16 protein-coding genes, 2 tRNA genes and 2 pseudogenes are annotated in these 19,345 nt (G+C 34.4%); 10 read left to right on the forward strand and 10 right to left on the reverse strand.

Annotated features, from left to right (window positions below):
- Positions 1–189 precede the first annotated feature (189 nt).
- A complete protein-coding gene (locus ACYH9I_RS00755; RefSeq protein ID WP_483558140.1) occupies positions 190–1,032 on the reverse strand; it encodes a MurR/RpiR family transcriptional regulator in 843 nt (280 codons plus the stop codon).
- A gap of 298 nt (positions 1,033–1,330) precedes the next feature.
- Between ACYH9I_RS00755 and ACYH9I_RS00760 the strand changes: the two genes are divergently transcribed.
- The 3 genes from ACYH9I_RS00760 (at position 1,331) to trhP (ending at position 3,534) form a co-directional block, all read left to right on the forward strand.
- Positions 1,331–1,404: transfer RNA gene (locus ACYH9I_RS00760), tRNA-Cys, on the forward strand.
- Positions 1,405–1,471: 67 nt separating this feature from the next.
- Positions 1,472–1,675: a thermostable hemolysin delta-VPH gene (locus ACYH9I_RS00765; RefSeq protein ID WP_483558141.1), complete on the forward strand. Its 204-nt coding sequence runs from the start codon at positions 1,472–1,474 to the stop codon at positions 1,673–1,675.
- Between the two features lie 515 nt (positions 1,676–2,190).
- Entirely contained in the window at positions 2,191–3,534 is a 1,344-nt protein-coding gene (gene trhP, locus ACYH9I_RS00770; RefSeq protein WP_483558143.1) for a prephenate-dependent tRNA uridine(34) hydroxylase TrhP, read from the forward strand.
- A 59-nt stretch (positions 3,535–3,593) separates the two neighbouring features.
- Here the strand turns inward: trhP and proA are convergent, their stop codons facing one another.
- The 5 genes from proA to gpt form a co-directional block, all read right to left on the reverse strand.
- A complete protein-coding gene (proA, locus tag ACYH9I_RS00775) occupies positions 3,594–4,847 on the reverse strand; it encodes a glutamate-5-semialdehyde dehydrogenase (RefSeq protein ID WP_483558145.1) in 1,254 nt (417 codons plus the stop codon).
- Positions 4,848–4,858: 11 nt separating this feature from the next.
- Positions 4,859–5,389: a hypothetical protein gene (locus ACYH9I_RS00780; RefSeq protein ID WP_483558147.1), complete on the reverse strand. Its 531-nt coding sequence runs from the start codon at positions 5,387–5,389 to the stop codon at positions 4,859–4,861.
- Between the two features lie 368 nt (positions 5,390–5,757).
- Positions 5,758–6,870: a glutamate 5-kinase gene (proB, locus tag ACYH9I_RS00785; RefSeq protein ID WP_483558149.1), complete on the reverse strand. Its 1,113-nt coding sequence runs from the start codon at positions 6,868–6,870 to the stop codon at positions 5,758–5,760.
- 27 nt (positions 6,871–6,897) lie between these two features.
- On the reverse strand, positions 6,898–8,154 hold the full coding sequence (locus tag ACYH9I_RS00790; RefSeq protein WP_483558151.1) for an alpha/beta hydrolase: 1,257 nt from the start codon (positions 8,152–8,154) through the stop codon (positions 6,898–6,900).
- A gap of 23 nt (positions 8,155–8,177) precedes the next feature.
- The gene (gene gpt / locus ACYH9I_RS00795; protein WP_483558153.1) at positions 8,178–8,714 is read right to left on the reverse strand and encodes a xanthine phosphoribosyltransferase; all 537 of its coding nucleotides are present in this window, start codon (positions 8,712–8,714) and stop codon (positions 8,178–8,180) included.
- 146 nt (positions 8,715–8,860) lie between these two features.
- Between gpt and ACYH9I_RS00800 the strand changes: the two genes are divergently transcribed.
- The 6 genes and pseudogenes from ACYH9I_RS00800 (at position 8,861) to serC (ending at position 16,590) form a co-directional block, all read left to right on the forward strand.
- Positions 8,861–10,324: an aminoacyl-histidine dipeptidase gene (locus tag ACYH9I_RS00800; RefSeq protein ID WP_483558155.1), complete on the forward strand. Its 1,464-nt coding sequence runs from the start codon at positions 8,861–8,863 to the stop codon at positions 10,322–10,324.
- 240 nt (positions 10,325–10,564) lie between these two features.
- Positions 10,565–11,575: an N-acetyl-gamma-glutamyl-phosphate reductase gene (argC, locus tag ACYH9I_RS00805; protein ID WP_483558157.1), complete on the forward strand. Its 1,011-nt coding sequence runs from the start codon at positions 10,565–10,567 to the stop codon at positions 11,573–11,575.
- A gap of 79 nt (positions 11,576–11,654) precedes the next feature.
- Positions 11,655–12,434, forward strand: a complete 780-nt coding sequence (argB, locus tag ACYH9I_RS00810; protein ID WP_483558159.1) for an acetylglutamate kinase — start codon at positions 11,655–11,657, stop codon at positions 12,432–12,434.
- Between the two features lie 104 nt (positions 12,435–12,538).
- Positions 12,539–13,756, forward strand: a pseudogene (locus ACYH9I_RS00815) (argininosuccinate synthase); the annotation flags it as partial.
- A gap of 214 nt (positions 13,757–13,970) precedes the next feature.
- The gene (argH, locus tag ACYH9I_RS00820) at positions 13,971–15,344 is read left to right on the forward strand and encodes an argininosuccinate lyase (protein ID WP_483558161.1); all 1,374 of its coding nucleotides are present in this window, start codon (positions 13,971–13,973) and stop codon (positions 15,342–15,344) included.
- Positions 15,345–15,504: 160 nt separating this feature from the next.
- A complete protein-coding gene (gene serC / locus ACYH9I_RS00825; protein WP_483558163.1) occupies positions 15,505–16,590 on the forward strand; it encodes a 3-phosphoserine/phosphohydroxythreonine transaminase in 1,086 nt (361 codons plus the stop codon).
- A gap of 76 nt (positions 16,591–16,666) precedes the next feature.
- Here serC and ACYH9I_RS00830 read toward each other — a convergent pair whose 3' ends face one another.
- Positions 16,667–17,026, reverse strand: coding sequence for a DUF4156 domain-containing protein (locus ACYH9I_RS00830; RefSeq protein ID WP_483558165.1), 360 nt, complete (start codon positions 17,024–17,026; stop codon positions 16,667–16,669).
- 216 nt (positions 17,027–17,242) lie between these two features.
- On the opposite strand from ACYH9I_RS00830, the gene ACYH9I_RS00835 reads away from it, so the two are divergent.
- Positions 17,243–17,319: transfer RNA gene (locus ACYH9I_RS00835), tRNA-Ile, on the forward strand.
- A 25-nt stretch (positions 17,320–17,344) separates the two neighbouring features.
- Here the strand turns inward: ACYH9I_RS00835 and ACYH9I_RS00840 are convergent.
- The 3 genes and pseudogenes from ACYH9I_RS00840 to ACYH9I_RS00850 all read right to left on the reverse strand — a co-directional run.
- Positions 17,345–17,503 (reverse strand): annotated as a pseudogene (locus ACYH9I_RS00840) (site-specific integrase); the annotation flags it as partial.
- A 35-nt stretch (positions 17,504–17,538) separates the two neighbouring features.
- On the reverse strand, positions 17,539–18,156 hold the full coding sequence (locus ACYH9I_RS00845) for a hypothetical protein (RefSeq protein WP_483558167.1): 618 nt from the start codon (positions 18,154–18,156) through the stop codon (positions 17,539–17,541).
- A 374-nt stretch (positions 18,157–18,530) separates the two neighbouring features.
- Positions 18,531–18,998 (reverse strand): STY0301 family protein, encoded by a 468-nt coding sequence (locus ACYH9I_RS00850; RefSeq protein WP_091346768.1) that lies wholly within the window; start codon positions 18,996–18,998, stop codon positions 18,531–18,533.
- Positions 18,999–19,345: the final 347 nt, after the last annotated feature.

Raw genomic sequence — 19,345 nt, forward strand, 5'->3', positions numbered from 1 at the left:
AAATGTGAGCTAGATCATGTTTGATTGTAACTATTTATCAAATAAAAATGTTTTACGAAGTTTATTAGATTTCTATAGAGTTATTAAGTTGATAGATAAAAAGAGGGAAAGCGTAGCTATTGTGTAATAAACTTGAATACTATATCGTTGTAAAGATAGTTAAAATGTTATTAATTGGCAGTGAATATATTACCGATGAGGATACTTTCGTTCTTCTCTATTTTGAGTTTGTAATAACAAACGTTCGTCATATTTGCGTATAAATAAATTAGTCACAAGAATATTGATAACTGAAATTTGCGACATTTTAGAACGAATCGGAATTAAACGTGAAACATGCTCTGTAGATGTAGTATGTAATATAATATCGGCTAGCATAGAAACTTGGCTTTGCCCCATTTTAGTTATAGCAATTGATGGTACTTTATTTTGTTGTCCTAATTTTAATAGCTCAATACATTCTGGTGTTTCTCCCGAGTGTGAGATAATTATAATTAAATCATTTTTATCGAGAGTGCTGACAATACTTTTTTGAATATGTGCATCAAAATGACAATTAACATCTTTTTTTATTTTAATAAGCTGGTATTCAAGCTCTTTACCGACTAAACCACTGCTACTGCTACCAAAAATAATAATTTTATTACTAGAAATAATTAGATCTATGGCTCTATCTAGCTCTTCAGGTTTGACCATTGAATGTGTTTCATCTATAGATGATTTTTCTATTGCTTGTACCTTTCTATTCACATCGATCAAAGTATCATTAAGATTTATATCATCTTGCAAAACATCAGTACTTAGTTTTTGTGGAGAGGATGAAATCAAGTCAACTTTAAAATCACTAAAACCGTTATAACCTAATTTCTTACACAAACGCAAAATAGTGCTTGTACTAACATGGTTAAGTTTAGCTAAGGTTTGAATACTCATATTTTTTAGTGTTTGTGAGTGGTCCATAATGTACTGAGCAACCCTTAACTCTTTTGAAGATAAGTCTTTTTTTACTTCTCTGAATTTTAAATTAATCATAATTTGGCCTATAATTGGAATATAGTTAGCTAAGTATATAAAATTAGCGTAAAAATAGAAAATATTTTTATAATGCATGTTATTTATATAATTTCAATAAGTTGTTATTATTTTTTTGAATTAACTTTCAAACTAATCATTATTTGATATGTATTGGGTTGCTAAAATTTTTTGTTAAAAAGCCGATTATTTGCAATACAGTTAAAAATGAAATGATTGCTGTATTTATAATCTATTTAATCTTGACGATTAGCCGAGCCAGTGCTACTATTTGCAACCTATTCAGATAGACCACTAAGGCGCGTTGGCAGAGTGGCCATGCTGCGGATTGCAAATCCGTCTACCTCGGTTCGACTCCGGGACGCGCCTCCATTTAAATTAATCAGTCTTTTGTCATCACATTTTTTCAATTTTGTAATCTAACTTTTCAATATTAACTATGAGCTACTTTAATTATCATGCAAAAGCGAAGAAGTTAATCAAGGATGGTTACCTTATCAGGTATGAGTTTGTAAATAATTGGAATGGTATCAAGCCTGCGTTAGTTTTATATTTTAGAGAGGCTAATCCCATGCCAATTAGAGAATATCGATGGAATGAGTATTTACCATTGTTGAGTAATGGGGAGAGTTTATTAAAATAAGTAGCTTTGCTTAATAAAGCATTAGGCTGATATGTAAGTGCTAATGCTCAAATTACTGTCTCCATAATACTTTGTGTAGCATTAGTTGAAATAGATATTGTTCGAATTAAATTGTCACCACTAGTAAACACTCTCAATTATTGCAAAAAAATAATCCTATTAACTAACCGTGCCAAGTAATGAGTTTAATCTTTGAATTTTTCCCTTAATTTATTTCCATTTTGCTAAGTTATATCCAAATTTATTTTAGTATTGTAATAGGTATCGCTCCATGCGGCTTTGCCTAAAAAGAATGATTGAAAATTAAAAGAGTGAAAAACATTCGTAAATTTGTTCGAATCTAATCTAATCATATTGATTAATAAAACACTTTTTAATGAGTGTAGTTTTTGCGTTATATAGCTTGACTATATAATAAATTTGCCAACTGATAGGCTAAAGCGTAAAATGCCCATCCTATTTTGCTTAACCTATTACTAATTAGTAATACTGACCTGAAATCAGAGGCATTTTTAATGACAAATTTATATGCAAAACCAGAATTACTTTCTCCTGCTGGTTCTTTAAAAAATATGCGTTATGCATTTGCATATGGTGCAGATGCAGTTTATGCAGGGCAACCCCGATATAGTTTGCGGGTTCGTAATAATGAATTTAATCATGAAAATTTAGCGATCGGCATTAACGAAGCTCATGCCCAAGGCAAAAAGTTTTATGTAGTGGTTAATATAGCACCGCATAACTCTAAGTTAAAAACTTTTATTCGCGATTTAGAGCCCATTGTAAACATGAAACCCGATGCCTTTATCATGTCAGATCCAGGTTTAATTATGTTAGTACGCGAACACTTTCCTGATATGGAAATTCATTTATCGGTACAATCTAACGCAGTTAACTGGGCAACGGTAAAATTTTGGCATCAAATGGGATTAACTCGAGTGGTATTATCGCGTGAATTATCACTGGATGAAATTGCTGAAATCCGTGAAAAAGTGCCCGAAATGGAATTAGAAGTGTTTATTCACGGTGCGCTATGTATGGCATATTCTGGGCGCTGTTTGCTTTCTGGTTATATCAATAAGCGTGATTCAAATCAAGGTACATGCACTAACGCATGCCGTTGGGAATATAAAGTTGCTGAAGGTAAAGAAGACGAAGTAGGGCAAATTGTTCATAAATGTGAACCGATACCAGTACAACAAGTTGAGCCAACATTAGGTATTGGTCAAACAACCAATAAAGTATTCATGCTTGAAGAGTCAGGGCGTCCAGGCGAATATATGCAAGCTTTTGAAGATGAACATGGCACATATATTATGAACTCAAAAGATTTAAGAGCTGTGGAGTTAGTCGACGATTTAACTAAAATTGGCGTACATTCGCTCAAAATTGAAGGAAGAACTAAATCTTTTTATTATTGTGCAAGAACGGCGCAAGTGTATCGCCAAGCAATTGATGCGGCAAGTGAAGGTAAACCTTTTGATCCTCGTTTATTACAAGAACTTAATGCACTTGCTCATCGAGGCTATACCGAAGGATTTTTACGTCGCCATAAGCATGAAGAAATGCAAAATTACGAACATAGCCATTCGGTTTCAGAAAGGCAACAATTTGTTGGCGAGTTTAGCGGTGAGAGGCTCAATGGCTTAGCTGAAGTTATCGTAAAGAATAAATTTTCTGTTGGGGATAGTGTCGAAATGATGACTCCCAAAGGTAATCAAAACTTCATTATCGAACGTATGGAAAACAAAAAAGGACAACCCGTTCCAGCAGGACTGGGGGATGGTCATATTGTTTATATTCCAATACCTGAAGATATAGATCTTAATTATGCATTATTAATGCGTAATTTTGATTAGTAAATTGGACAATAATAACTGTTCGGGATAACCGAACAGTTATTTTAAATCTTATTTTGTTATTGGCGAATTAAATCATCGCCATAACCAATCCACTTATATGTGGTTAAAGCTTCAAGACCCATTGGGCCTCGGGCATGTAATTTTTGAGTGCTAACAGCTACTTCTGCACCTAGACCAAATTGCCCGCCATCAGTAAAGCGTGTTGATGCATTGACATAAACTGCAGCTGCATCAACTTGATTTACGAATTGTTCTGCATTAAGTAAGTTACGTGTGAGAATTGATTCAGAATGACCCGTACCATATTCGCGGATATGCTCTACAGCCAGTTCAAGTGAATCAACAATGATTACGTTTAAATCTTTTGATAACCATTCTTGCCGTAATTCTTCATTTTTTACTGGTAGGATAGTTGCATTACTCGTTTTTAATATGTCATAACAGTTTTGGTCGGTATGTAATACGACGTTATTATCTACCATGACCTGGCAAAGTTTTGGTAAAAACTGCTCCGCAATATTTCGATGAACTAGTAACGTTTCAAGCGTATTACAAGTGCTTGGGCGCTGAATTTTGGCATTGACAATAATTGGTAGAGCATTATCAAAATCAGCAGTTTCATCAACAAAAATATGACAGACTCCAATACCACCTGTAATGACGGGTATTGTTGAATGTTCACGGCATAATTTATGTAAAGATGCACCACCTCGAGGGATAATCATATCAATATACTTATCGAGTTTAAGTAACTCATGAATATATTTACGATCAGGATTATTAATACATTGAACAGCTGTTTGAGGTAAACCAACTTGTTTTAACGCTTTTTGGATGACAGAAATTATGGCCGTATTAGTATTGATTGTTTCTTTACCCCCACGAAGTATTGCGGCATTACCTGTTTTTAAACAAAGAGCTGCAATATCAATTGTAACATTTGGTCGGGCTTCGTAAATCACACCAATAACGCCAAGCGGCACTCTGTGACGGTGTAACTTTAAGCCGTTTTCTAAAGTAGAACCATCAATGATTTGACCAATAGGATCAGTTAATGAAACTACTTTTCGAACATCATTGGCAATAGATGATAGTCGCTCAGGTGTTAAAAGTAGACGATCTAAAATGGCTTCGTTTAAACCTTGTTCTTTCGCCGCTTGGATGTCCTTTTCATTTGCAATGAGTATACTTGCGCTATGCTGTTCTAATAAATCAGCAATAACCATCAAACTGTTATTTTTTATTGAGGTAGGACATTGTGCTAGTTGATATGAAGCAAGTCTAGCTGTTTTACCCATTTGCTGTAACATTTTTATCACCACTATTTTATATTGCTATTTGATTGTTTTATATTATTTATTTCTTTTAGTAATGATTGTTTATCATCATCAGTCATATAATTTAAATCTATCAAAATTTGCTTATGAGAAGTATTTTGTTTGTAGTCTATTCTTAAAAAATTATTTTCTTCAATAATAGACTCAATATTTTTTAATAGGATACAATTCATTTTATTACTTTCATTGCTTCGCATCAAAGCATAGACAATAAAAAACAACGCAAAAAATAATAAATCAATTATTCTTAACTTACTGTTTTTTCCTACTGTTATATAGGTTTGACCCAAAATAATGTATTTTTCCGAACCGCGCAGCAATAAATAAATAATCATAAATATTATTGCTATACCTAATTGTAATGGCAGTTTTAAGGTTAAAGCAAGGCATAAAAAAATAACGAAAACTATAGATAATAGAATAATGCCATTTTTTATATATTTTCGTTGATAAAATACTAAGTCTTGATTTTCTTTTTTCCAGTTATTTGAATAACTATTAACTTCAATACTCAATTTTCTTTCTTCCCACTTTTTTTTGATAATAGTATTTTTTATTAAACGTAATTGTAATATTTTTAACGTTAATTTGTATATTTATAAATCATAAAATAATCAGGTTGATTTATTTTTTGAGAATTGGAAAATATTAGTTTTTTTATTGTCTTGCTTTTATTTATACTTTAAAACACATACGTAATTTATTTAATAATTTCTTTTTTACGTCATTTTTTTTAAAATTTAAATGGTTTTTTAAAGTGAATTTTTTACGAGTGATTTTATTGCAATATGAATAAATTCTTTTTATTCCATATTTGACCGATTAATTTTTTTCTACGGGGAAAGCCCAAATTAACTATAAAGTTATGAGAAAAAATACTGCCTTATTGTTTAATTATCATATCATCTCGATGAACAGCAACAGATCCATGTTCATAACCAATAATTTTGGAAATTTCTTGCGAATGGTGCCCAGCAATTTGCCTTAAAGCATCACTGTTATAACGACTAACACCTCGAGCAATATGTTTGCCTAAGCTATCACATATATCAATAACTTCACCGCGCGAAAAGTCCTTTTCAACTTTTAGAATACCTTTAGGTAATAGCGAACTGCCATTATTTAAAATCGCATTAACAGCACCATCATCTAATAACACTTTGCCTGCTTTGGGTGCGCCAAATAACCAGTGTTTTCGATGTTCTAGTGGCGTTTTTTGAGGAAGAAATCGTGTACCGACAGGGTGATTATTGATAATATCAATAATGACATTGGCTCTGTTTCCTGCCGCAATCACAACTTCAATACCCGCACTGCCAGCAACTTTTGCTGCTTGTAGTTTTGTTGTCATACCACCAGTACCAAGCCCCGAAACACTATCACCAGCAATGCTTAGTAATTTATCATCAATATGATCGACTTCATGAATTAACTTGGCACTTTTATCTGATCTTGGATCGGCTGTATAGAGGCCTTCAATGTCGGTTAATAAAATCAGCTTATCAGCTTCGGCTAAAATTGCGGCTAGCGCTGATAAATTATCATTGTCTCCAACTTTTATTTCGGCAGTTGCAACAGCGTCATTTTCGTTAATAACTGGAATGATATGATTATCCAACATGGCTTTTAACACATCTTGGGCATTTAAAAATCGTTCACGATCTTCGAGGTCGGCACGGGTAAGTAACATTTGGCCAATATAGATTTTATAGATAGAAAACAGTTGTTCCCAAAGCTGTATTAATTTACTTTGGCCAACCGATGCGAGCAATTGTTTTGATGCAACAGTATTAGGTAGAGTAGGGAAGTTTAAGTATTCTCGACCTGCTGCAATTGCGCCAGAAGTAACAATAATAACTTTATGTCCATCTTTATGTAAACATGCACATTGTCTTATTAGCTCAACTATGCGTGCCCGATCGAGTTGTTTTGTGCCATCAGTTAACACACTGGTACCTAATTTAACAACAACAATTTGCTGTTTTTTATTGATCATAACATTGCTCTTATTTTAAATCGTGAATTATAAAATAGACTCCATCCATTGTACTGATTGAGTTAACGCTTGATGCAAACTTTTTTGTAACTGTTTTTTAGACACTGTTACTACTTTATTTTGCTTAATTGAATGAATCAATTTTGCTTCACAAAGATTGCTTAGCTTATCATCCTCAAAGATGATATTCATCACCGGTACATGGCAAGCATGAGTTAAAAGCCCTTGATTTTTTAGTGAAAAGTATTTCAATTCTGCCGCTAATTGCTGATTGGATATCGAAGGTAATGCCAAGCGACTTGCGAGCATATCTTTGTAGCTATTAGGTAGATTTTTTTGCAGCTCATTATCAACAAAAATTTGGTGAACAAATGGAGTGAAGTTAAACAATCCTTTTATTTTATTTGGCATTAAATAGGCCAAACGTGTAGCAATATGCGAACCAAAACGAAAGCCTGCAACAAAAACACGATGATCATCAACCCATGGCACTGAGGACAATTGCTCTAATATAGCTTGATGAATTAGGCTACTATTTTGTGTTAAAGCAAAGTTACGGCTATATCCAACCGTCGGTAAGTCAACGGTTAACATAGCAAATCCATGTGGGGCTAAAAACTCACTAAAATAACGATAGTAATCGATTTGCAAATTACCTAATGCATTACAGATTAGCACAACAGGGCAAGCTTTTTCAGTTTTTGGTAGATGTAAAATTGCTTTGGCGCTACGATTATCAACCTTAATTTCAAGCTCTTTAATCAAAAACGGTGAAAAACTAAGTGCTTTTGTATAAGCTTGATAAGCACAAGTTTGGGCATACATTGCCAGTTCATCATTTTTAAAATGAGGATAACTGGCGATACTTGAAAATTCACTGGCAATAAGGTAATAATTGAGTAAATTATTTTTATCTTCGTTGGTCAGATTCGTTCTATCTATCGACTCTGCTTTCGCTTGCCAGATTGCTGCTTGGTTTAAAAATTCATAAACCCAGTTACCAGATTGATAACCAATAACCGTATCTAGCCAGTTATCATTTGTATGATGTCTAGTTGAAGCGGCAATTTTGGATAAAACCGCTTCAGCTTCTAATTTAGGTAATCCACGCCAATGCCATAAAATGGGATTAATAATGCGATACCACCTCGAATCAATTTCCCCATCTAACGCGCTAATACTACTACCATCACTACTATCGATACGATTTATGAGTGTTGATGTTTCAGGATAATCAAATTGTGGTTTAAATATCTGTGCCGTTAGATTTTCGGTAGTTGTCATAACAACCTTAATTTCCTTATTGATTATTTATGATCACAAATTGGTTTAACGAACATGACGCCAGTATCCCAAGGTTGTTCGATCCAAGTATCTTGCTCGATATCAACAACATAATCATCAACAAGTGGTTTACCTGCTGGTTTTGCAAAAATAGTAACAAAGTGTGCTTTTGGATACATTTCGCGGATAGTATGAGCGGTGTTACCTGTATCGACTAAATCGTCAACGACAATAAAGCCTTCACCATCGCCATTTGCCTGTTTTAATATTAGTTTTTCGCGTTGATGATCATGATCGTAACTTGAAATACAAACCGTATCGACATAACGAATACTTAATTCACGCGCTAAGATAGCTGCTGGAACTAATCCACCACGACTAACGGCAATAATACCTTTCCATTGGTTAGCAGGTAATAAACGTTCTGAGAGTTGACGCCCGTAGGATTGTAACATTTCCCAAGTGACATTGAATTTTTTCTTTTCAGCAATAAGTTCTGCTTTGTGTTGTTTTTTTGCTTGGATTTCTTCTTCTGTTAATAAAGTTTGTTCTGTTGACATGTGTAACCTGCAATTTTAATCGAATGTACGAATAAATAAATATTAATGGACTAAAAATAGTTGTAAAATTGCACCTTATTATAGAGTGATTAGTTAAAAAAAACCACTCATTAATTTATTACTTACTTAATAATTGAGGTTATATTATGCTTTCTACCTTAACACCTAAATTTGTTTGGCAGATTTTTAGTGATATTTGTAAAATTCCCCACCCATCTCATCATGAGCAAATGATAACCAAATATATTGTTGATTTTGCCAATAGGAATCACATTGATTGCAAGCTTGATAAAGTAGGTAATATTTTATTAACTAAACCTGCTACTAAAGGGATGGAGGCGTGCCCGTCGATTGCTTTGCAAGCCCATATGGATATGGTGCCTCAAAAAAATGAAGGCACTAGTCACGATTTTTTAACCGACCCAATTCAAGCTTATGTTGATGGTGAATGGGTAAAAGCCAAAGGTACAACATTAGGTGCAGATAACGGCGTTGGACTTGCATCTGCGTTAGCTGTGTTAATTGATCCTGCTGTTGAACATGGGCCGATTGAAGTGTTAATAACAGTATCAGAAGAAACCGGCATGCATGGTGCCTTTGGTTTACAACCAAATTGGTTAAAAAGCCACTATTTAATTAATACTGATTCTGAAGACGAAGGCGAAATATTTACTGGTTGCGCTGGCGGTGTTGACTTTACCACGACTTTTGCCATTACTTATGCAGTAATACCTGAAAAACATGATTGTTATATGAACATTTCGCTTAAAGGGTTAAAAGGTGGGCATTCAGGTTGTGATATTCACCTTGGTCGTGGTAACGCAATTAAATTAATGGCTCGTTTTTTAGCGCAATATGCACAAGATATCTCGTTTAGATTAGCCGATATAAAAGGCGGAACATTGCGCAATGCTATTCCAAGAGAAGCCTTTGCTGAAATCACACTAAATAAACAAGATTTACCTAAATTAGAAGCTATTGTTAAACAATATCAAACTATTTTACGCAGTGAATTAGGTCATGCAGAGTCTGCTGTTGAAATAATTTTATCAGAGGTTGAATCCAATAAAGTAAAACGTGTATTAACCACTGAACATCAAAATAAGATCATTAATTGGTTAAATACAGCACCTAATGGTGTGGTTAGAATGAGTGATCAACTTCATGGTGTGGTTGAAACATCACTCAATTTCGGTATTGTTAATATTGAAGATAACCAACTTAATGCCCATTTTTTAATTCGCTCTCAAGTTGATAGTGCTAAAGATGCCGTTGTATCGACATTGATATCTCTTAGTCAACTTATGAATGCCAATTATGAAATAAGTGGTGGTTATTCAGGATGGGAACCTAATTTAGATTCACAATTACTTAAACTAGCTAAAGATAAATATCTCGAAATTTTTTCTCAGCAAGCAAAAATAATGGTGATTCATGCAGGGCTTGAATGTGGTTTATTTAAACAAAGTTATCCAAATATGGACATGATTTCAATTGGGCCAACGATTGTTTCGCCACATTCACCAGACGAAAAAGTAAACATACAAAGTGTTTACCGCTATTGGGAATTATTGATAGCGATATTAAAGTCGGCAAGTTTTTTAAAATAATCTAAAGCGTGCCTGCCGATCTTTATCGGTAGGTATTTAAAGTTGTTTGCTTGTATTTACTTAAGAAAATAAAATCATAAATTAGATTCATTTAAAATATTAGGACAACCCCAAAAAAAAAAAATAAAAATGAAATTAAATTCATAAAAAGTGAATAAAAATTCATTTTAACACTTGTAATAGCCTTATAAATAACCTACTATATACAAATTATTGTATAAAAAATAGATAAGGATAGGTATGTTAAAGGCCATTATTGTAGGAGCGAGTGGTTATGCTGGTGCAAAGTTAGCTTATTATTTACATAAGCATCCGCATATAGAACTTATTGCTTTAATTGTATCAGAAAACAGCCAGGATGGTGGCAAGCTCATTTCTGATTACGATTTACATCCCCAGTTAAAAGGTGTTGTTGATTTACCTCTTATAGCCACTGCGGATTATTCCGCTTATATTAATGATGTCGATATCGTTTTTTTAGCTACTGAACATGCCGTTAGTCACACTATTGCCCCTTATTTCTTAGAACATGGCTGTACCGTTTTTGATTTATCTGGTGCGTTTAGAGTCAATTCCGCCACTTTTTATACTGATTATTATGGCTTCACCCATCAACATCCAAAATGGTTAGACAAAGCCGTTTATGGCTTAGCTGAATGGAATAGTGAACAGATCAAAAGAGCTCAACTTATTGCGGTACCAGGGTGTTATCCTACTGCTTCGCAATTACCACTCAAACCATTAATTAAAGAAGAACTACTAGACAGTTCACAATGGCCTGTTATTAATGCCGTCAGTGGTGTAAGTGGAGCAGGGCGAAAACCTTCGCATAATAATATATTTTGCGAAGTGAGCTTACATGCTTATGGGTTATTTACTCATCGCCATCAACCCGAAATTACGACACATTTAGGTCAAGAAGTGATCTTTATACCTCATTTAGGTAGTTTTAAACAAGGTATTCATGCCACTATAACTTGCCGAGTAAAAGAAGGCGTAACATCACAAGATATTCTTACGGCTTTGAATAAATATTACCAAAATAAACCCTTAATCAGAGTTTATCAAAAAGATTGGCCGGCATTAAAATCTGTCATTGGTTTGCCTTATTGTGATATTGGTTTTGTATTAAAAGATCGCCATTTAATATTAATTTCTGTTGAAGACAACTTATTAAAAGGTGCAGCAGCACAAGCAGTGCAGTGTATGAATATTCGATATGGTTTTGATGAAACCACATCATTATTATAAAAATGGATGAAATTATATTTAAATTCTGTAAAAAATTATTGAATAAATTAGCAGTAAGTTAAATTAATAGGAAACTAAAATGAAACCATTAATTATAAAGCTTGGTGGTGTATTACTTGATAACAAAGATGCCTTAAATAAATTATTTGTTGTTATTAGTGAATATAAAAAGAATTTTCAACGGCCATTAATTATTGTGCATGGTGGTGGTACAGTGGTCGATTCACTAATGGATAGACTCTCTTTACCCGTGGTACGTCGAAACGGGCTACGAGTCACCCCTGCTGACCAAATTGACGTTATTGTCGGTAGCCTTGCTGGCAGTGCCAATACCACTTTATTGTCAGAAGCTAAAAAACAGCAAATAGCCAGTGTGGGACTCTGCTTAGCTGATGGTAATAGTGTAGAAGTCAAACAAATTTCGGAAGATCTTGGTTATGTTGGCGAAGCCAAAACCGGCGATCCTACATTAATAAACCTACTTATTAATGCCGGTTATTTACCCATTATCAGCTCGATTGGTATCACTGAAGAAGGGCAAATGATGAATGTCAATGCTGATCACGCTGCGGTTGCGCTAGCTAAAACCTTAAATGCTGACTTGATATTGCTATCCGATGTGGTCGGCGTACTTGATGAAAACAAACAACGCATTGCATCACTAACGCAATCGCAAGCTGATCAACTGATTGCCAAAGGTATTATTACAGAGGGCATGGTCGTAAAAGTTAATTCCGCTTTTGAAGCAGCCAAAGCCTTAGGACGACCGATTGCAATTGCTAGTTGGAAAGAGTCTGACCAACTGATTAAATTATTTAACGAACAATCAGGTACAACAGGCACAAGAATTATTGCTTAAATATTAAGCTGATATTATATTAAGCTGGTTAGCTATATTTAACAATTTAAAGTAAAGGTCTCTAACTCATTTTTTACCGTAAGTTAATTTAGAAAGGGTGTAGCATGAAAAAAAGTGGAACAAAAAAAGTTGTATTGGCTTATTCAGGTGGTTTGGATACATCGGCGATTATTCCTTGGTTAAAAGAAAATTATGGCGGGTGTGAAGTTTATGCATTCGTTGCTAATGTAGGTCAAGATCCAAAAGAATTAAAAGATGTAGAAAAAAAAGCCAAAGCATCGGGTGCAGTTGCTTGTAAGGTTGTTGATTTACGAGAAGAATTTGTTAAAGACTATGTGTACCCTGTCTTAAAAACAGGGGCTTTATACGAAGGTACCTATTATCTTGGTACCTCGATGGCTCGTCCAATTATTGCTAAAGCACAAGTTGAGTATGCGCTAGAGGTTGGAGCTGATACATTATGCCATGGCGCGACGGGTAAAGGTAATGACCAAGTACGTTTTGAAACCACTTATACCGCACTCGCACCACAACTTAAAGTGATTGCACCTTGGCGTGAATGGGATCTACGTTCACGTGAAGCACTAATTGATTATTTAAAAGTCCGTAAAATTCCAACTACCGCAACTGTTGAAAAAATTTATAGCCGTGACGAAAACGCATGGCATATCTCAACCGAAGGCGGTGTGTTAGAAAGCACATGGAACCAAGCTAACGCTGATTGCTGGGCTTGGACTGTTTCGCCAGAAGAAGCGCCAGACAAACCAGAATTGGTAACCATTGGCATTGAAAAAGGTGAAGTGGTTTCAGTCAATGGTAAAAAATTATCGCCTTACAACTGTGTTGCAACATTGAATAAAATTGGTGCAAAACATGGTGTTGGACGAGTTGATATTATTGAAAACCGCCTAGTTGGCATTAAATCACGTGGTTGTTATGAAACACCTGGTGGAACAATCATGATGACAGCATTACGCGGTTTAGAACAATTAATCTTAGATCGTGACAGCTTTAAATGGCGTGAACAACTTGGTTTAGAAATGGCTTATGTTGTTTACGATGGACGCTGGTTTGCTCCATATCGTCGATCAATTCAAGCCGCAGCCGAAGTTTTAGCGCAAGATATGACAGGCGAAGTAGTGGTTAAACTTTATAAAGGTAATGCGACTGCGGTACAAAAGAAATCACCAAATAGCTTATACAGCGAAGAGTTTGCCACATTTGGTGAAGATGAAGTTTATGATCATAGCCATGCTGGTGGGTTTATTCGTCTATTCTCGTTATCATCACGAATACGTGCATTAAATGAAGAAAAGCAAAAACAACCTGCAAAAAAAGCTAAACCAGCTAAATCCGCTAATAACACAAAAATAGCAGCTAAAAAATCAGCAACAAAAGCGAAAAAGTAAACGCTAATGCGTAAATAAAAAAATGATAATAATAAATATATACAGGTTAAACCCTGTATATATTATTTTTATTTTTTATAAAATTTAAATTATTTAAGCAATTATTAAAGATAATATTGAGGTAATTATGGCATTATGGGGAGGACGTTTTAGTCAAGCGGCAGATCAACGATTTAAGCATTTTAATGATTCATTGCGCTTTGACTATCGTCTTGCAGAGCAAGATATCATGGGTTCAATTGCTTGGTCAAAAGCATTGGTGACGGTCAACGTAATATCTTATGATGAACAAAAAAAATTAGAAAAAGCCTTAAATGAATTACTAATTTCGGTTCAACAAGATCCCAAACAGATTTTACAAAGTGATGCCGAAGATATACATAGTTGGGTTGAACAAAAACTGATCGAAAAAATTGGCGACTTAGGTAAAAAATTACATACAGGGCGAAGCCGTAACGACCAATCAACGACCGATTTAAAACTATGGTGTAAAGATCAAATCCCTTACTTAATTAATGCGATTAATCACTTGCGACAATCTCTGGTTATAACTGCAGAACAGCATCAAAATGCCATTATGCCAGGTTATACCCACTTGCAACGAGCACAACCAATTACTTTTTCACATTGGTGCTTAGCCTATTTTGAAATGCTTAGCCGTGATGTCAGCCGCTTACAAGATACACTAAAACGCTTAAACGTTAGTCCATTAGGCTCAGGTGCATTAGCCGGAACCGCCTATCCAATGGATCGTGAGCAATTGGCGCATTGGTTAGGGTTTGCTCAAGCAACTAATAACAGTTTAGATTCGGTATCTGATCGTGATCATATTGTTGAATTATTAAATAACGCCTCAATAGGCATGGTACATTTATCGCGTTTTGCTGAAGATCTTATTATTTTCAACAGTGGCGAAGCCAACTTTGTTGAGTTATCAGATCGTGTTACGTCAGGTTCTTCACTCATGCCACAAAAAAAGAACCCCGATGCATTAGAACTAATTCGCGGCAAAGTAGGGCGGGTTACTGGTGCTCTAATGGGAACACTCATGACTATCAAAGGTTTACCTCTTGCTTATAATAAAGATCTACAAGAAGACAAAGAACACCTATTTGATGCGCTCGACACTTGGCAAGAATGCTTAGATATGGCCACACTAGTGTTAGAAGATATCAAAATCAACTATACAAACTGCCAAGAAGCCGCTAAACAAGGTTATTCAAATGCAACCGAACTTGCTGATTATTTAGTTACCAAAGGAATACCATTCCGCGAAGCTCATCACATTGTTGGCGAAGCTGTTGTTGATGCGATAGCAAAGCAAAAAGCACTCGAAGAACTCTCGCTTGCCGAACTACAAAAGTTCAGCTCCGTTATCGATAGTGATGTCTATCCAATATTATCGTTAGAATCATGCTTAGCTAAACGCTGTGCTAAAGGCGGCGTTGCACCACAGCAGGTAAAATCAGCGATTGAAGTTGCCAAGCAACAACTTTTATAATTACCTACATCAATCTAATTACAACCATGCCGGCATTCGCCGGTATTTTTATGCTAAAACACATGGTTTTCTGAAAATTTTTTACAAAAAATCTGATTGTATATCTGTCCATACAGTGTAAAAATAGAATCCTTCTTTGAATGGATTAAAGTGAATCGCAATGAATAAAAGTTATAACTTTAGTGCAGGCCCTGCAAAATTGCCTGCTGATGTATTAAAGCAAGTTCAAACTGAATTATTAAATTGGCGTAATACAGGCGCATCGGTCATGGAATTAAGCCATAGAGGCAAAGATTTTGATGCATGTGCTATTGAAGCCTCTAATGACCTGCGTGAAATTTTAAACATCCCTAATAATTACAAAATCCTCTATTGCCAAGGTGGTGCCAGAGCACAATTTGCTGCAGTTCCATTAAATATCTTAGGTAACAAAACCAGTGCAGACTATATTAACAGCGGTTATTGGAGCCAATGTGCAGCCAAAGAAGCCAGCAAATATTGCCAAATTAATGAACAAAATGTTGTTATCAAACAAAATGGACTAACAGCTATCAAAGCTATGTCAGAATGGCAATTAAATGATAATGCCGCTTATGTACACTATTGCCCAAACGAAACAATCGATGGAGTTCAAATCTTTGAAGAACCCAACTTTGGCAATAAAACCGTGGTTGCAGACTTATCATCATGTATATTATCGCAACCTATTGATGTAAGCCGATATGGCATTATTTATGCTGGTGCACAAAAAAATATTGGTCCATCAGGCATTACCATTGTGATTGTGCGTGAAGATCTTATTGGTTATGCACAAAAAATCCTACCATCAGTATTAGATTACAAAATCTTATTAGACAACGATTCCATGTTTAACACGCCGCCTACATTTGCATGGTATATGTCGGGCTTAGTGTTTAAATGGATAAAAAGCCTTGGTGGACTAAAAGCAATGCAGCAACGAAACCAAGCCAAAGCACAATTACTATACCAATTTATCGATCAATCCGATTTTTATCGAAATACTGTCGCAACAGCGAATCGATCAATTATGAATGTCACTTTTTTATCGCCAAATGAAGAACTAGATAAAAAATTTGTAAGCGAAGCAACTCAAGCTAACATTATTGGCATCAAAGGTCACCGTATTGCAGGTGGAATGCGTGCATCCATTTATAACGCGATGGATCAAGAAGGCGTGAATTATTTAATTGACTTTATGCAACAATTTGAAAAACAAAATGGTTAAATTAACTCAAGATATTACAATTGATTAATACCAATAAAAAAAGGGAGGCAAAGCTCCCTTTCTTATTTAACTAGCCTTATTTACAACTATAAACATCACCAACCATAACCGCATCTGTTGGCGCAATATCCGAAATATATTGCATAGAAGTATCTTGTGCGTTATAAATCACATTCCCCCCCATTGCAGCAGCCTTATTCATCAGCTCAGAAGCCGCATCGCGAATTAGCTCGCTATGCGTTTTAAGGCCAGAAAAGAAACTACTACGACGTCCTTCCGCTTTACCCAATAACTGACAAGAAGCCGCAGGTTTAGTATCAATAAACTGAACTTGACTACCAGCAGAAGTAGGTTGATATTTAGAACTACTACATGCACCTAAAAGCAAGGTTGCAAACATCGCAACACTAATAAATAATAATTTCTTGATAGACATAACATTTCCTCAACCAATAAAATAACTAACAGTAATAAACCAAATTATTGTATCAGTTTAATTAAACAAAAAATATCAGTAATTAAACTTGCATAAAATCCAATAAATTACAGTTTAATAAATAATCAAACCGACCTATTTTATTAATTAACTATAGCAAATTTGATTCAACTCTATTATAATCATAACCCTACTAACTCAGTAGCACACCCAAATGGCCCCTTAGCTCAGTTGGTCAGAGCAGTCGACTCATAATCGATTGGTCACTGGTTCAAGTCCAGTAGGGGCCACCATTAAAAATCATGATTTATATAATTTTTAAGCATTTCTTAGATTTTCCATTGTGCCATTGAATGAGCCTTGTGCCGTAAATGTGACGTTATTTGCGAATTCAAGCATGTGATCTGCGTTTGAATGGGCGTATTTATTTACTATCTTTAACGTCTCCCATCCGCCAAAATTCTTGAGCATAAAAAGTTCAATTTTCTGCGAAAAGCTTATAGTTATTCTAGTTACCAGCCAATTCCCTTGCAGTATGTCTTTGTGGTTACAGGAGCGATGCTTTCAAAGTTATTTTTAATCATACATTGTTCAAAATAATAATTTGTATAAAATGGAATATCAGGACCTATTTCCAGATAATGATATAATATGCCATCTTTTGGAATATAACGAGCGCACGCCTTATTTAATCTATCAACACTAGGAAAGTTGTCATTGTCGTCATAAGCTAAAAATTTGGTGAGGATTTGTTCTGTTGTACCTGTCAATTTTTCAGTGCTTTTACCAAAATAATAGTTCTCAATATAATTGTGTTGAATCCAAACAGCATCAGGTAAATATTCTTGGGATATATGCCCATCAGTACATAACTGGGTAAAAATATTAATAAGAATAATTCTTGCATTCTCTGCTTCTTGGCTACATTTTTTAATATCGAGCTTTGAAGCTTTAGATTTTTTATTATCAACTGATTGCCAATATGCATTTTTATAATCATTGAATGTCGATTTAACTGTACCAAAAAGGCAAAGCTCTCCACGACTCGAACAAGACGGAACAATAGCAACAATAATAGCAACAATAGCAATAATAGGGACAACAAAAAGCATTACTTTTAATTTAACCATTGATTATTCTCAATTCAATTTATGTGAACTCATTTTATATTACAAAAATCAAAAAAAATTAGAAAATGCCATTTTTCACCTAAATGGTGGGATTGTATATTTGACACAAAAAAATAGCAACTAATGTCATTGATGATTATAATTCTAATTGCATTAAAAAATTAATTTTATTTAAACTCAGCATCACTTTTTTAACCACAAACATGCAAAAATGATGTTGTTTTATTTATTAAATAATTAAATTAGTTAATTTTTTAAGATTAAAATTTTAATAATTTTTTCAGTCTTTTTATTCTTACCTTTTTAGGCTGATTTAAAGTTATTAAAGATTGAACGTTATTTTGTAAAACCACCATTTTTATAAGATACAAAACCTACTTAATCTCTTGCAATTCACTAGCACTACACTTAATCGTGACTTGTAATCGATCAAATTGATCTTTAGAATCGATTTCCCAGCAGCTTTTCATGATTGGGTTGATTTTTTTGACTAATTCTACTTCTTCATAGTTGTAGCTGCAGCTAACCCAACTACCTCCTTCGTCGTAAATGGTGTTTACGCTCCAAGTTGCTTGATGTTGTTTACCATCAATGATACCGGTTTCTGGTTTTTGCTGGATTTTTTTAGCGGGATTATCGGAATAGACGCCAACGCCATCAAGCAATAATAATGCATCTTTCTTTTCAGAAACCGCCCAATCGTTAGGCAGGTTATTAATATCTAAATGAGCGGATTTAATTGTTACTGAGCTTGGACAAGTTATTTCGTCGGCTTGAGCTGTGGGTAAAGCACTCATCCAAGCTAAAATGACAATACTAAGGCTGATTATTTTATATTTCATGGATAGATCCTAATAAAACATTGAACGTGTAATTATGCCAATGTCATCAATAACGTCAAGTATAAAAATAAGATTTTATTAAGGTTTTTAAAAGTATTGGGTATTTTATGGTAAATTTATAAGTGGATCGTTTTTTAACACAATAGTGATAAAAAATCAGTCAGGAAAGGTATTGATTTTATTGAATTTTTTTTGCTTTGTTATTTTTAGTAAAATCAAGGGATTATCTAATGTAGATCCCATCAATGTCTCAAATTTAAGTGATTTTTGCATAACCTATTAATTAATTGTTGAATTTGTAGTCATTGTGTTACATTATTATTTAGATAAGTACACTATGTTAATAT

It is taken from the genome of Gilliamella sp. X-23 (assembly GCF_057063545.1).

What these genes read in the sequence shown, in the direction of transcription:
- serC (WP_483558163.1), top strand. Translation starts at nt 15,505, where the DNA reads ATGAATAAAAGTTATAACTTTAGTGCAGGCCCTGCAAAATTGCCTGCT.
- proA (WP_483558145.1), bottom strand. Translation starts at nt 4,847, where the DNA reads ATGTTACAGCAAATGGGTAAAACAGCTAGACTTGCTTCATATCAACTA.
- argC (WP_483558157.1), top strand. Translation starts at nt 10,565, where the DNA reads ATGTTAAAGGCCATTATTGTAGGAGCGAGTGGTTATGCTGGTGCAAAG.
- ACYH9I_RS00845 (WP_483558167.1), bottom strand. Translation starts at nt 18,156, where the DNA reads ATGGTTAAATTAAAAGTAATGCTTTTTGTTGTCCCTATTATTGCTATT.
- ACYH9I_RS00850 (WP_091346768.1), bottom strand. Translation starts at nt 18,998, where the DNA reads ATGAAATATAAAATAATCAGCCTTAGTATTGTCATTTTAGCTTGGATG.
- ACYH9I_RS00755 (WP_483558140.1), bottom strand. Translation starts at nt 1,032, where the DNA reads ATGATTAATTTAAAATTCAGAGAAGTAAAAAAAGACTTATCTTCAAAA.
- ACYH9I_RS00830 (WP_483558165.1), bottom strand. Translation starts at nt 17,026, where the DNA reads ATGTCTATCAAGAAATTATTATTTATTAGTGTTGCGATGTTTGCAACC.
- ACYH9I_RS00790 (WP_483558151.1), bottom strand. Translation starts at nt 8,154, where the DNA reads ATGACAACTACCGAAAATCTAACGGCACAGATATTTAAACCACAATTT.
- argH (WP_483558161.1), top strand. Translation starts at nt 13,971, where the DNA reads ATGGCATTATGGGGAGGACGTTTTAGTCAAGCGGCAGATCAACGATTT.
- trhP (WP_483558143.1), top strand. Translation starts at nt 2,191, where the DNA reads ATGACAAATTTATATGCAAAACCAGAATTACTTTCTCCTGCTGGTTCT.
- proB (WP_483558149.1), bottom strand. Translation starts at nt 6,870, where the DNA reads ATGATCAATAAAAAACAGCAAATTGTTGTTGTTAAATTAGGTACCAGT.
- ACYH9I_RS00765 (WP_483558141.1), top strand. Translation starts at nt 1,472, where the DNA reads ATGAGCTACTTTAATTATCATGCAAAAGCGAAGAAGTTAATCAAGGAT.
- gpt (WP_483558153.1), bottom strand. Translation starts at nt 8,714, where the DNA reads ATGTCAACAGAACAAACTTTATTAACAGAAGAAGAAATCCAAGCAAAA.
- ACYH9I_RS00800 (WP_483558155.1), top strand. Translation starts at nt 8,861, where the DNA reads ATGCTTTCTACCTTAACACCTAAATTTGTTTGGCAGATTTTTAGTGAT.
- argB (WP_483558159.1), top strand. Translation starts at nt 11,655, where the DNA reads ATGAAACCATTAATTATAAAGCTTGGTGGTGTATTACTTGATAACAAA.